Source organism: Ruegeria sp. HKCCSP346 (assembly GCF_017872595.1).
Classification (GTDB): Bacteria; Pseudomonadota; Alphaproteobacteria; order Rhodobacterales; family Rhodobacteraceae; genus Ruegeria.
Map to the genome: position 1 here is coordinate 945,699 of NZ_JAEDOT010000001.1, position 12,854 is coordinate 958,552.

The 12,854-nt window shown below is 59.6% G+C and carries 16 protein-coding genes; 4 read left to right on the forward strand and 12 right to left on the reverse strand.

The window, feature by feature from the left end; translation table 11 throughout:
* Nucleotides 1-6 precede the first annotated feature (6 nt).
* The 3 genes from I9185_RS04700 to prfA form a co-directional block, all read right to left on the reverse strand.
* Complete coding sequence (locus tag I9185_RS04700) at nucleotides 7-585, reverse strand: DUF4167 domain-containing protein (protein ID WP_171631977.1); 579 nt, start codon at nucleotides 583-585, stop codon at nucleotides 7-9.
* 241 nt (nucleotides 586-826) lie between these two features.
* Nucleotides 827-1,672 carry a peptide chain release factor N(5)-glutamine methyltransferase gene (gene prmC, locus I9185_RS04705; RefSeq protein ID WP_209832881.1) on the reverse strand — a complete coding sequence of 282 codons (846 nt, stop codon included), beginning with the start codon at nucleotides 1,670-1,672 and terminating at the stop codon, nucleotides 827-829.
* A complete protein-coding gene (gene prfA, locus I9185_RS04710; protein WP_210092800.1) occupies nucleotides 1,669-2,724 on the reverse strand; it encodes a peptide chain release factor 1 in 1,056 nt (351 codons plus the stop codon). Before prfA ends, prmC begins: the two co-directional genes overlap by 4 nt.
* Before the next feature lie 62 nt (nucleotides 2,725-2,786).
* On the opposite strand from prfA, the gene I9185_RS04715 reads away from it, so the two are divergent.
* Nucleotides 2,787-3,068, forward strand: coding sequence for a hypothetical protein (locus I9185_RS04715; protein ID WP_209832879.1), 282 nt, complete (start codon nucleotides 2,787-2,789; stop codon nucleotides 3,066-3,068).
* Nucleotides 3,069-3,083: 15 nt separating this feature from the next.
* Here the strand turns inward: I9185_RS04715 and I9185_RS04720 are convergent, their stop codons facing one another.
* The 4 genes from I9185_RS04720 to I9185_RS04735 form a co-directional block, all read right to left on the reverse strand.
* Nucleotides 3,084-3,485: a DUF1499 domain-containing protein gene (locus I9185_RS04720; protein ID WP_210092458.1), complete on the reverse strand. Its 402-nt coding sequence runs from the start codon at nucleotides 3,483-3,485 to the stop codon at nucleotides 3,084-3,086.
* A gap of 66 nt (nucleotides 3,486-3,551) precedes the next feature.
* Nucleotides 3,552-4,499, reverse strand: coding sequence for an agmatinase (gene speB, locus I9185_RS04725; protein ID WP_210092459.1), 948 nt, complete (start codon nucleotides 4,497-4,499; stop codon nucleotides 3,552-3,554).
* Nucleotides 4,500-4,586: 87 nt separating this feature from the next.
* On the reverse strand, nucleotides 4,587-5,555 hold the full coding sequence (speB, locus tag I9185_RS04730) for an agmatinase (RefSeq protein ID WP_210092460.1): 969 nt from the start codon (nucleotides 5,553-5,555) through the stop codon (nucleotides 4,587-4,589).
* Between the two features lie 12 nt (nucleotides 5,556-5,567).
* Nucleotides 5,568-6,731 carry a M20 aminoacylase family protein gene (locus I9185_RS04735; RefSeq protein ID WP_210092461.1) on the reverse strand — a complete coding sequence of 388 codons (1,164 nt, stop codon included), beginning with the start codon at nucleotides 6,729-6,731 and terminating at the stop codon, nucleotides 5,568-5,570.
* A gap of 66 nt (nucleotides 6,732-6,797) precedes the next feature.
* Between I9185_RS04735 and mazG the strand changes: the two genes are divergently transcribed.
* The 3 genes from mazG to I9185_RS04750 are packed head-to-tail and all read left to right on the forward strand — an operon-like array spanning nucleotide 6,798 to nucleotide 9,106.
* On the forward strand, nucleotides 6,798-7,664 hold the full coding sequence (mazG, locus tag I9185_RS04740) for a nucleoside triphosphate pyrophosphohydrolase (protein WP_210092462.1): 867 nt from the start codon (nucleotides 6,798-6,800) through the stop codon (nucleotides 7,662-7,664).
* A gap of 54 nt (nucleotides 7,665-7,718) precedes the next feature.
* Nucleotides 7,719-8,660, forward strand: a complete 942-nt coding sequence (locus I9185_RS04745; RefSeq protein ID WP_210092463.1) for a nucleoside hydrolase — start codon at nucleotides 7,719-7,721, stop codon at nucleotides 8,658-8,660.
* Nucleotides 8,657-9,106, forward strand: a complete 450-nt coding sequence (locus I9185_RS04750; protein ID WP_171631942.1) for an N-acetyltransferase — start codon at nucleotides 8,657-8,659, stop codon at nucleotides 9,104-9,106. The genes I9185_RS04745 and I9185_RS04750 overlap by 4 nt, the downstream gene beginning before the upstream one ends.
* On the opposite strand, the gene I9185_RS04755 is transcribed toward I9185_RS04750, so the two are convergent.
* The 5 genes from I9185_RS04755 to I9185_RS04775 all read right to left on the reverse strand — a co-directional run bounded on the left by I9185_RS04755 (nucleotide 9,103) and on the right by I9185_RS04775 (nucleotide 12,835).
* Nucleotides 9,103-9,267: a hypothetical protein gene (locus I9185_RS04755; protein WP_171631940.1), complete on the reverse strand. Its 165-nt coding sequence runs from the start codon at nucleotides 9,265-9,267 to the stop codon at nucleotides 9,103-9,105. The two genes, I9185_RS04750 and I9185_RS04755, sit on opposite strands and share 4 nt — an antisense overlap.
* A gap of 140 nt (nucleotides 9,268-9,407) precedes the next feature.
* Nucleotides 9,408-9,947 carry a GNAT family N-acetyltransferase gene (locus I9185_RS04760; protein ID WP_171631937.1) on the reverse strand — a complete coding sequence of 180 codons (540 nt, stop codon included), beginning with the start codon at nucleotides 9,945-9,947 and terminating at the stop codon, nucleotides 9,408-9,410.
* Nucleotides 9,948-9,995: 48 nt separating this feature from the next.
* Nucleotides 9,996-11,273: a phosphopyruvate hydratase gene (eno, locus tag I9185_RS04765; RefSeq protein ID WP_171723125.1), complete on the reverse strand. Its 1,278-nt coding sequence runs from the start codon at nucleotides 11,271-11,273 to the stop codon at nucleotides 9,996-9,998.
* A 136-nt stretch (nucleotides 11,274-11,409) separates the two neighbouring features.
* Complete coding sequence (locus I9185_RS04770) at nucleotides 11,410-12,288, reverse strand: DMT family transporter (protein WP_210092464.1); 879 nt, start codon at nucleotides 12,286-12,288, stop codon at nucleotides 11,410-11,412.
* A gap of 133 nt (nucleotides 12,289-12,421) precedes the next feature.
* Nucleotides 12,422-12,835 carry a Fur family transcriptional regulator gene (locus I9185_RS04775; RefSeq protein WP_171631929.1) on the reverse strand — a complete coding sequence of 138 codons (414 nt, stop codon included), beginning with the start codon at nucleotides 12,833-12,835 and terminating at the stop codon, nucleotides 12,422-12,424.
* Nucleotides 12,836-12,854 lie beyond the last annotated feature (19 nt).

A 12,854-nucleotide genomic window follows, 5' to 3' on the forward strand; every position in this document is an offset into this window, starting at 1 on the left:
CCGGCTTTATTCAGCCGCTTCCGGTGCGTCGCCATCCGTTTTGGGCGCATCTTCAGCCACTGGCGCCGGTTTGGGCTTGCGCGCCCGCGGCTTGCGCGCAGGCTTTTCCTTCTTTTCCGGCGCCGGGGCTTCGGCCCCCTTGCTTTCCGGTGTCTCGACCAGACCGCTTTCCGGAGCAGCGTCCGGTGCGGCGAAATCCATTACGTCCGGCTGCGGGGCTTCGGCAGGATCGGCCTGCCGGGCCGCTTCACGTTCCTGGCGCTCGGCGCGCTCACGGTCACGCTCGGCCTGGCGTTCGCGGTTCTGGCGCTCCTGCTCTTCGCGGCGCGCTTCAATCTCGCGCTGCGCCTCACTCAGCATGCGCAGATAATGTTCTGCGTGCTGCTGGAAGTTTTCCGCCGCAACGCGGTCGTTTGACAGTTGAGCGTCACGCGCCAGCTGATTGTACTTATCAATGATTTGCTGCGGCGTGCCACGCACCTTGCCTTCAGGGCCCGAGCTGTCAAATACCCGGTTTACGACGTTACCGCCGGAAGGACGATTGCGGTTGTTCTTGGCCCGCGAGCGGGATTTGGAAGATCTCATTTTACTTTACGTCAGCCTTATCAATGCGCTGTCGCTCAACCCGTGTTTTGCACTGCTCTGAGGCGTTTGCCGTGACGGGATGTCGACTTTTTTGGGCTTGGCGTCAGGGGTGCGCTGCAACAGCGTCAACCTCGCCGACTAATCCTGAGTAAACATGTCCTGACCGTGCAGACAAGAGGAATCTCGAATTTTCACACGCTTTTTTACTCGGGGCAGCGTTTTTTGGCCTCAGACACCAGTTTCAACCCGGCATCTTTGCGCCGACAACCCGGTCACGCCCGTCCAGATCGGGGATTACGCGAATATCCGCCAAACCCGCCGCGTCAAACAAGGCAGACACCAGATTTGCCTGTTTCGGGCCAATTTCCACAAGTAATCGCCCGCCTGGCAACAGAAAATCCGGGGCCGAGGCCGCAATCTGCCGATACGCGCCCAGCCCGTCCCCTTCATCGGTCAGCGCCATGCGCGGCTCGTGCTCCCGCACTTCGGGCGACAGATCCTCCATTTCGGTTACGGAAATATACGGCGGGTTGGAAACAATCAGGTCAAACCGGCCTTCAATGCCTTCAAACCAGTTTGACTGCGCAATCTCGGCTCGTCCCTGCACCTGGTGGAGCACGGCATTGGCGCTGGCCTGAAGACAGGCGGCTTCACTCAGGTCGACCCCAAGACCCGAAGCGCTGGTTCGTTCCGCAAGCAGTGTGACCAGAATACAGCCAGACCCGACCCCGAGGTCCAAAACATGGTCGAAGGGTTCGCTCAGCGCGGCCTCGATCAGGGTTTCAGTCTCGGGGCGTGGATCCAGAACATCGGAGCTGACACGAAACCTGCGCCCATAGAACTCGCGTTCGCCCAGCAGATGAGACACCGGCACCCGAATGGCACGCAAAGAAACCAACTGGTCATAGCGTTCAGCGATCTCGGGCTGCAACTCTTCCGGGGCAATCAGCGTCACTCGGCTGGCCTCTATCCGTGCGGCATGGGCCAACAACAGGCGCGCATCCCGCGCCGGGTCATCCACGCCCGCGGCCCTCAAGCGCGCGGTTGCGGCCACCATGGCCTGCGCTGCTGTTTGCAGGCCCGTCATTGCGCCATCTCGGCCAGCAACCGGGCCTGATCATCCGCCGTCAGAGCGTCAATCACTTCGTCCAGATCCCCCTGCATCACCTGATCCAGTTTATAGAGCGTCAGGTTAATCCGGTGATCCGTCATCCGCCCCTGTGGGAAATTGTAGGTGCGAATGCGTTCCGAACGATCCCCTGATCCCACCTGGCTGGCCCGGTCGGCGGAACGTTCGCTGTCGATCCGCTGCCGCTCGAGGTCATAAAGCCGCGTCTTCAGCACCTGCATGGCGATCTCGCGGTTGCGATGCTGGGACTTCTCGGAACTTGTTACCACCAAGCCCGTCGGAATATGTGTGATCCGCACCGCCGAGTCGGTGGTGTTCACGTGCTGCCCGCCCGCGCCGGAACTGCGCATCGTGTCGATACGGATGTCATTGGCGTCTATCTGGATGTCGACATCCTCGGCCTCGGGCAGTACCGCCACCGTCGCCGCCGAGGTGTGGATGCGCCCGCCGCTTTCGGTTTCGGGCACGCGCTGCACACGGTGCACACCGGATTCGTATTTCAGCCGGGCAAAGACGTTGTCACCCTTGATATGTGCCACCACCTCTTTGATCCCGCCCAAATCAGAAGCCTGTTCTTCGATGATCTCGAACTGCCACCCGCGGGCTTCGGCATAGCGTTGATACATACGCAACAGATCGCCCGCGAACAAAGCGGCCTCGTCCCCGCCGGTACCCGGGCGAATTTCCAGCATCGCCGGACGCGCATCCGCCGCATCCTTCGGCAGCAGCGCCAGTTGCAGCGCGTGTTCCGCCTCGGGGATGCGCGATTGCAGGTCCGGAATTTCTTCTTCGGCCAACTCCTTCATATCCGGGTCGGCCAGCATCGCCTCGGCCTCAGCCAGGTCTGCCACCAGCTGGCGCCAGGCCATGATCTGATCGACCACGGGTTTGAGGTCGGAATATTCCTTGGCCAACGCCGCAATATCGCCGCCCGATGCGCCATCCGCCATGGCTGCTTCGAGGTATTGGAAACGCTGGGTGATCTGTTCAAGACGTTCTTCGGGGATCATCCCGGCGGTGTCTATCATCCGGGGGCTTTGGTCAAGGGCCACGTCGTGCTAAGCTTGCTGTCATGAAACGGTTTTTGCTTGCCCTTTTGCTGACCTCCACGCCGGTTTACGCCGATTACGTCGGCCCTGACGGCAAGACCCGCGATTGCTATTGCACCGACACGTCCGGGTCCCGCATCGAACTGGGTGAGATGATCTGCCTGCAAGTCGACGGCCGCATGTTCACGGCACAATGCCAGATGTCCCTGAACGTGCCCATGTGGCGCGAGGTGCAGGAAGGGTGTTTATCGTCCGGGTTGCAAAGCGATCCAGTTGATCACTTTGAACAGGATGAGGCGTCCTGAGCGCCGGTAGAGCAGTTACATCTGCTTCAACCACCCATCAACCCGTGCCTTGTTCACCCCGAAATCCCTGCGCCCGAACCGCAAACGGCCATGGATGCGCAGCGTGTCGCCGTCCTGCTGAACAGTGGTATAGTCGGGAAAACCGATCCATTTCGTGCGGGTGACATAGGTGATCATGCCCTCATCGACCGAACCTGCCAAAACCGAGGTGCGCGGCGTGGCGCGGGCGATCCGATCGAGCTTTTGCAAACCTTCCGGGCCGGTTGCAACAACGCGCAGAACGCCACCCGGCAAGTCCTGATCAACCTCTGCAATCGGTGCAATATGCCATTGGGCCGGCGCAGATGGGACCAGCCGGATGTAAGCGCCCAGCCCAAGCACCAGCGCGATCACCGCCCAAAGAACCATTCTTTTCATCCCGCTTTACCCTCTTGCAGAAACCCTATGCGGATCACGCGCCGGGGCAAGCCGTTCCGGGCCGGTTTACCGTGACGTCACCCCCGGCAGGATGCACAGCATCTCGTAGATCAGGTTGGCTGCCGTCAGGGCCGTGTTGCCGGACGGGTCATACGGAGGTGAAACCTCGACCAGATCACACCCCACTACATTCACACCCTGCAACGCGTGGATCAGTTGCAGCGCCTGCGGCGTAGTCAGCCCGGCAATCTCTGGCGTACCCGTGCCCGGTGCAAAGGCCGGGTCCAGGCTGTCGATGTCATAGGTGACATAGACCGGATGATCCCCGATGATCTTGCGGATCTGAGAGCCGATCTGCGTCAGATTCTGCTGCCACAACTCCCAGGCCGGGAACTGGCGGAAGCCCCAATCCTTGGCTTCGGTGAAATCCGAAGCCGCATAGCCCGATCCGCGAATGCCGATCTGAAAGGTCTTGTCGGGGACAATCAGCCCCTCTTCATAGGCGCGGCGGAAGACGGTTCCGTGGGTCTCTTTCTCGCCGAACATCTCGTCATTCACATCCGCATGGGCATCCACATGCACCAGAGCCACCGGCCCATGCTTTGCCGCAATGGCCCGCAGGATCGGCAGAGTGATCGAGTGATCGCCCCCCATCGCCACCGGGGTCACGTTCTTTGCCAGGATCGCGTCATAGCTTTCCCTGATGATCCTCAGGCTGTCCGCAAGCGAGAAGGTGTTGATCGCCAGATCCCCGATGTCGGCGATTTGCAAGCTGTCGAACGGAGCCGCCGAGGTAGCCATGTTGTAGGGCCTTATCATCGCGCTTTCGCTGCGGATCTGTTTGGGTCCGAACCGGGTGCCCGAACGCCACGAGGTGCCGATATCCATCGGAATCCCCAGAACCGCCACATCCAGCCCCGCCAACGAGGCAGCCTGGGGCAGGCGCATAAACGTATTCGGCCCCGAAAACCGCGCCAGATCATTGCCGCTGACCGGTTGATTGAATTCAGTCATGCGCGTTGTATCCCCATCCCTTCAACTTTCTTTACCCAGCACATACCGGCAGTATGGCTAACCAATGGTTAATGCGCGTCCAAACGGTTATGTTTTTGCCAGCTTGTTCCACCCCAACAGGCAGACGATCTGGGTCGCCACATGCGCCCCCGCAATCGCCGTCGCGCCGGATGTATCGAACGGCGGAGACACTTCGACCACGTCGCCGCCCTTGATGTTGATCCCCGCAATGTCGCGCAGGATGATCTGCGCCTGAATGGAACTCAAACCACCCCAGACCGGTGTCCCCGTACCCGGTGCAAAGGCCGGGTCCAGACCGTCGATATCAAAGCTTAGGTAGACCGGGCTGTCGCCCAGAATGCCCTTGATCTTCTGCGCCACGGCGGCGGGGCCGGATTCGTACACCTCGCGCGCATCGATGATGTTGACGCCCAGCGTGTCCTCGTTGGTGGTGCGGATCCCCACCTGAACCGAGCGTTTCGGATCCACGATCCCCGACTTCACCGCCTTGTAGAACATGGTGCCGTGGTCCACCCGGCTCATGTCGTCATCGGCCCAGGTGTCGGTATGGGCATCGAACTGCAACAGCGACATCGGCCCGTATTTCTCGGCATAGGCCTTGAGGATCGGAAAGCTGATATAGTGGTCGCCCCCCAGCGCGACCGAGGCCACATCCGCCGTCAGAATGGTGCGGATATGGTCGGTCAGCGTGTCGGGAAAGGCGGGAATGTTGGCATAGTCATAGGCCATATCGCCGTAGTCGATGATAGCCAGCTCGCTGAGCGCATCGAAGGGCCAGCCATAAGGTGCATCGGGCGATTGCAGCGCGCTGGCCTCGCGGATTGCACGCGGGCCAAGGCGGGTGCCCGGGCGGTTGGTCACCGCCTGATCAAACGGCACGCCGGTCACGGCGATGTCGACGCCGGTCAGGTTCTTGGTATACAGCCGCCGCAGAAACGAGGTCGCCCCGCCAAAGGTGTTTTCATAGGACAGGCCTTTGAGATCCGGGTTGGTGAATGCCTCGTCCACCTGGTTTTTTGCGTCTTCCAGTGCCATTTCGCTCCCCCATCAGCCCAACGGCTGCGCCTTTTCCACGATCCGTGCGAAGAACGATGCCCCCACCGGCGCGATATCATCATTGAAGTTGTATTTCGGATGATGCAGCCCGGCACCATCACCCTGCCCAAGGAACAGATAAGCCCCTGGTCGCGACTGAAGCATGTACGAAAAATCCTCGGCCCCCATGTCGCGCCCCATTGTGTCGATCACCCGTTCAGCCCCCGACACTTCGCGCGCGACGGCCGCGGCAAAGGCTGCCTTTTCAGCATCGTTGATCGTCGCCGGGTATCCCACCTGATATTCAAGCCATGCCTCGACACCGTAAGACGCGGCCTGCCCCTGAACGATCTGCTCCATCCGGTCCATCACCATTTTCTGCACCGAAGGATCGAATGTACGAACCGTGCCGTTCAGATAGGCGGTGTCCGGGATCACGTTGTTCACCGTTCCGGCGTGGATCTGAGTGACCGAAACAACCAGGTCTTCCACTGCATAGTGGTTGCGGCTGACGATGGTCTGGATCGCCTGTGCAATGCCGCAGGCCGCCATGACCGGGTCGCGGGTCTGATGCGGCATGGCGCCATGGCCGCCGACGCCTTGGATATGAATATCGAACGTATCGACCGCCGCCATGATCGGCCCCGGCGTTGTATGGAACGTACCTTCCGGGTTTCCCGGATCGTTGTGTATTCCATAGACCTCAGAGATATCGAACCGCTCCATGATGCCTTCTTCGACCATGACACCCGCACCGCCACCTTCTTCCTCGGCCGGTTGAAAGATCAGGGCCACACGGCCGCGGAAATTTCGCGTCTCGGCCAGATACCGCGCCGCGCCCAGCAGCATTGTGGTGTGCCCGTCATGCCCGCAGGCATGCATCTTTCCAGGATTCTTCGATGCATAGTCGACGCCTGTTTCTTCGGTGATCGGCAATGCATCCATATCGGCGCGCAGGCCAATGGTCGGGCCGTCGCCCTGCCCGTTGATGATCGCGACCATCCCGGTTTTTGCGATCCCTTCATGCAATTCATCAACCCCGAATTCACGCAGACGCTCGGCCACAAACGCGGCAGTCTCAAAGCACTCGAACTCCAACTCGGGTATCGTGTGCAGATATTGGCGCCATCTGGTCATATCGGCAGAGAAATCGGCAATTCGGTTGACGACGGGCATCTGGGGTGGACTCCTGATCGGGACTGCGGGATGGATGCATCTGACACCGGAATGAAAGGGTTCGCAATGGCCGATAATCCTCTGATCCATGACAGTGACGCAGGGATCGAACGCCTGCTGGAAATCATGCGCCGCCTGCGTGATCCGCAAACCGGCTGCCCGTGGGATATCGAACAGGATTTCGCCACCATCGCGCCCTATACGATCGAAGAGGCCTATGAGGTCGCCGACGCCATCGAGCGTGAGGCCTGGGACGAGCTGAAGGGAGAGCTGGGCGATCTGCTGTTCCAATCCGTATTTCACGCTCAAATGGCGGAAGAAGCGGGATATTTCACCTTTCAGGACGTGGTTCGCACCATGTCCGACAAGATGGTGGCCCGGCATCCGCATGTCTTCGGTGACGAATCCCGCGATAAATCCGCCGAACAGCAGACCAAGGACTGGGAAGCCATCAAGGCCGCCGAACGTGCGGGCAAGGAACAGAAAGGCGCGCTGGATGGGGTGGCCGCCAACCTGCCAGCCCTGCTGCGGGCGCATAAGCTGCAAAAACGGGCCGCGCGCGTAGGGTTCGACTGGCCCGACGCCAGCCACGTTCTGGCCAAGATCACCGAAGAAGCCACCGAACTGGAAGAGGCGCGTGACAAGATGGACGCGGATGCGCTTGAGGATGAATTCGGCGATCTGCTGTTCGTGATGGTCAATCTGGGTCGTCATCTTGGCATCGAACCGGAGGCCGCGTTGCGCCGCACCAATGCCAAGTTCACCCGTCGCTTTGAACAGGTCGAGACCCGGCTGGCCGAAAGGGGAAAGACCCCCTCGCAAAGCGATCTGGCCGAGATGGATGCGCTGTGGGACGAGGTCAAAACCGAAGAGCATCGCGCCAACGGCAAACTCCCGCCGGTTGAAGTCATGGCCGCACCCAGAAACGGGTAGACAAGGCACCCGACACTTGCGAGTGTCCCACCTTCACGACCACCGGAGACGCCCATGCCCCCTCGCAAGATCATCATCGACACCGATCCCGGACAGGACGATGCCGTCGCCATCCTGCTGGCGCTGGCCAGCCCGGAGGACATCGAGGTTCTTGGCATCACGGCGGTCGCAGGCAACGTGCCCTTGGAATTGACCGCCAAGAACGCTCGGATCGTGTGCGAACTGGCGGGCCGGACCGATATACCTGTTTATGCGGGCTGCGACAGACCGTTGAACCGCCCGCTGGTCACGGCCGAGCATGTGCATGGCAAGACAGGTCTGGATGGCCCGGACCTGCCCGATCCGCAGATGCCGCTGACCGAAGGGCATGCGGTGGATTTCATCATCGACACCCTGCGCGCTGAAGAACCGGGCACGGTAACCCTTTGCCCGCTAGGGCCACTAACAAATATCGCGACCGCGTTCAGCAAGGCTCCGGACATTGTGGACCGGGTACAGGAAATCGTTCTGATGGGCGGAGCGTATTTCGAGGTCGGCAACATCACCCCGACAGCTGAGTTCAACATTCACGTCGATCCAGAAGCTGCTGATATCGTTTTCAAATCCGGCAGACCAATCGTGGTCATGTCGCTGGATGTCACGCACAAGGCGCTGGTCACCAAACCCCGCAATGATGCGTTCCGTGCGCTGGGAAACAAAGTCGGAATCGCCGTCGCCGAGATGACCGATTTCTTCGAAAGGTTCGACAAGGAAAAATACGGCAGCGCAGGCGCGCCTTTGCACGACCCTTGCGTGACCGCCTATCTGATCCGGCCCGAGCTGTTTTCGGGCCGTCATGTGAATGTCGAGATTGAAACCCAGTCCGAGCTGACAATGGGCATGACGGTCGCCGATTGGTGGGGCGTAACCGACCGCGCGCCCAATGCGCTGTTCATGGGGGAAATCGACGCCGACGGCTTCTTCAATCTTTTGACGGAAAGGCTGGCCAGATTATGAGCGCCGCCCTGCGCCTGGCGCGCCCCGAGGACCTGGATCGTCTGATGGCACTGGTCACCGCCTTCCATACCGAAGCCGGATTGACGCAAGACCCGGACCAGACCCGAAACGCTCTGACACCCCTGCTCGAGGGTATTCCCCATGGCTGTGTCTATCTGATCGGCCCCGGACGCGCGCCGTTGGGCTACATCATCCTGACCTTCGGCTGGTCCGTCGAATTCGGCGGCATGGACGGTTTCGTGGACGAAATCTATATCCGGCCCGCTGTTCGCGGCCGCGGCATCGCAACCGAAGTTCTACTGGCGCTGCCCAAAGCTTTGTCCGAAGCGGGGCTGACTGCCCTTCATCTGGAAGTCGACCGGCACAACGAGGCCGCACAGAAAATCTATCTGCGCACCGGGTTCAAACCTCGCGACAGATATATGCTGATGAGCAAGTCGCTTTAACGAGACTCGCCGCGGAAGATATTGGCCGGGTTCATGTCCTGTACCGGGTCATTCGACGAAACTTCTTCTCCGGTTATCGGATACGTTCCCGGACCCGCGCAGGCGGACAATACTGTGATGGACGCTGTGACGATTATCAGAAGGAATTTGGATACAGACATCGTGGTCTCCTTTCTGCAATGAAGAAAGACTACGGCATTTGGAGTGAACGCGATAAGTAACAAGTTCACACATAAGAATAATTAAGCCACTTAAATATTATCAAATTTCCACGTCTAAGACGACCATGCCCCTGAGAATTTTATCTTTTTTCTGGCACGCCAATGTCTTCTTCAAAAAGCGGCATCTCGAAAAAAAGCAGGTGATCGCGTGCGATTTCAGGAGTTTCGTAATAGGCGTCGCGCAGGTGAAAGCCCAAAGACAGGTATAACCGAGTCGCCACTTCCAGGGGTTTGCCGGTGTCCATTCGAATATAGTCGAACCCAAGATCTCGGCACATTTCGATCAGCGAAAGCATGATGGCACAGCCTGCGCCGGTCCCCCTTGCTGCGTCGGTTACAAATACGCGTTTGATTTCAGCCACACCGGGCTCGTAGGTGTGAAACATGCCGCAGCCGACCGGTTCCCCATGCAGCAATGCCAGTTTGATCCCACCGTTCGGCGGTGCGTGTTCCGCGTCAATGTTGTCCATTACACGGGCGTATTTTTCGCTTGGGTAGAAAGCCTGCACAATCTGGGCGGTTCTTTCATCCAGTGCCAGCAGGAAATCCCTGTAATCCCAACACAAACGCCGAACCGCTTCAAACTGGTCCGGCGTTTCCGGTTCGATGATGTTCAGCACAATGCGACCCCCGGATTAAACCCGGGGGTCAGCCTAGCACCAAGTGCGTTATTTGCGAAGGATCGACGCGCCTGCGTATTCGGCCACTTCCCCCAGCGACTCCTCGATGCGGATCAGCTGGTTGTATTTCGCCAACCGGTCCGATCGCGCCAATGAGCCGGTTTTGATCTGACCACAATTCGTCGCCACGGCCAGATCGGCAATGGTCGCGTCCTCGGTCTCGCCCGAACGGTGCGACATCACGTTGGTGTACCGCGCGCGGTGCGCCATATCGACGGCGCGCAGGGTTTCGGTCAGCGAACCGATCTGGTTCACCTTGACCAGCATTGAGTTCGCGCAGCCACGTTCGATCCCTTCGGCCAGACGTTCCGGGTTGGTCACGAACAGGTCATCACCAACCAGTTGCACCTTGTCGCCGATGGCATCGGTCAGGGCCTTCCAGCCATCCCAGTCATCTTCAGACATGCCATCTTCGATCGAGATGATCGGATAGTCATTGACCAGAGCAGCCAGATAGGCTGCGTTTTCCTCGGATGTCAGGGTGATCCCCTCGCCCGCCAGAACGTATTTGCCGTCTTTGAAATACTCGGTCGCCGCGCAATCCAAGGCCAGGTGGATTTCTTCGCCCGGCTTGTAGCCCGCCTTTTCGATGGATTTCAGGATGAAATCCAGCGCCTCGCGTGTGCTGGCAATGTTGGGGGCAAAACCGCCCTCGTCGCCCACTCCCGTGGCCAGACCCGCGGAAGACAGTTCTTTCTTCAGTGTATGGAACACCTCGGACCCCATGCGCACCGCTTCGCGAATGTTCGCGGCGGCGGTCGGCATGATCATGAATTCCTGAATGTCGATCGGGTTGTCGGCATGTTCGCCACCATTGATAATGTTCATCATCGGAACCGGCAGAACCCGCGCCGAGGTGCCGCCCACATAGCGATAGAGCGGCTGGGTGGTGAAATCCGCCGCCGCCTTGGCCGTGGCCAGCGAGACGCCCAGGATAGCGTTCGCACCCAGACGGCCTTTATTCTCGGTGCCGTCCAGCTCGATCATGGCCTGGTCAATGGCCACCTGCTCGGTCGCGTCAAAGCCCACCAGTTCTTCGGCAATCTCGCCGTTCACGGCGGCGACGGCTTCCAGAACGCCTTTGCCCATATAGCGCGCCTTGTCGCCATCGCGTTTTTCAACCGCCTCATAGGCACCGGTGGACGCGCCCGAGGGTACGGCAGCGCGGCCCATGGTGCCGTCTTCCAGAATCACGTCAACTTCGACTGTCGGATTGCCCCGGCTGTCCAGAATTTCGCGTGCGTGGATGTCGATGATGGTGCTCATGAAGCCTGTCCCTGTGACTGCGGTCGGTTGCACGCGTCATAGCAGCAACCGGCCAAAAGTAAACCGGTTCCGTTAACGCTAACACGCATATTCCCGGACATTTAGGGCTAACAATTCGCTGTTTGCGCCAACAGGGTCAGGCAGGTGCCAATTCCCGCGCCAGACGCCGTTCGCGGACAAAGGTATAAAGACCCGAACCGATGATCAGGGTCGCCCCCGCCATTGTCAGCGCATCAGGGCGTTCACCGAACATCAGCATTCCTGCAAGGATCGAGAACACAAGGCGCGTGTACCGGAACGGCATCAGGGCCGAGGCTTCGCCCACCCTCATCGCAGTGACAATGCCGTAATAGCCCAGCACGCCAAATCCGATCGCCCCCGCATAAGGGCCCGTTTGACCGGCTTGAACCGGCACGAAGGATGCCCCGGACATGACCATCAGAACCAGGCCGGCCACAGCCACCGCAATATAGGCCTGCATCGCAACGACGGATGAGGGCACGCGTGGGTCCAGCTTGCGGGTGATCAGATCGCGCGCCGCAATGGCGACCACGGACAACACCACAAACAGGGATTCCGGCCGAAAGCCCTCCATCCCCGGACGGATGATCATCAGAACACCGACAAAGCCGACACCGATCGCGCTCCAGCGACGCCAGCCGACCTGCTCTCCAAGGAACAGGGCCGCACCCATGGTGACGACCAGCGGCATGGCCTGAAACACGGCCGCAACGGTGGACAGGTCGATCAGCGACAACGCCGTCACGAAGGCCACCGCGCCAAAGCCTTCGGTCGCAGCGCGGATCAATGGCAGGGTTTTCCATGCCACGGGGTCAAAGATCCGCTTTCGGGTGACCACTGACATCGCGGCAAACACGAGCCCGCAAAACACGCCCAGAAACACCATGATCTGCCCTGTCGGCACAGAGCCGGACAAGAGCTTGATGAACATGTCCTCAAGTGCAAAGGCCGCCATCGACCCGATGAGCAGCAGGATACCGTTTACGTTGTTCATTTGCGCGTCCGTTGGAAAGGGCACATCTGGTGCCTGTAGATGCACAACAACCTCAACCAACGGCATCTGGCAAGGCAATTCCCGTCACGCCTGATGAATTAACGTGAGGCGATCAATCGCGTTTCGTGATGGGTCAGTCCTTTTCCAGCGGGACGCCGTACAGCTCCAACCGGTGCCCTTTCAGCTTATACCCAAGCTTGGCAGCGATTCTTTCCTGTAGTGCTTCGATCTCGGGGTCGACGAATTCGATAACCTCTCCTGACTGCATGTCGATCAGGTGGTCGTGGTGATCGCGCTCGGCGTCCTCGTACCGGGCCCGTCCGTCGCCGAACTCAAGACGTTCCAGAATACCAGCCTCTTCGAACAGTTTGACCGTGCGATAGACCGTTGCAATGGAAATGCCTTTGTCCGCAGCAGACGCCCGCGCATAGAGTTCCTCGACATCCGGGTGGTCGTCGCTCTGTTCCAGTACCTGCGCGATGACCCTTCTTTGACCGGTCATGCGCAGCCCTTTGGCTTCACAACGCCCAATAATCGTTTCCGACATGATGCCCCTCAGACTTGCT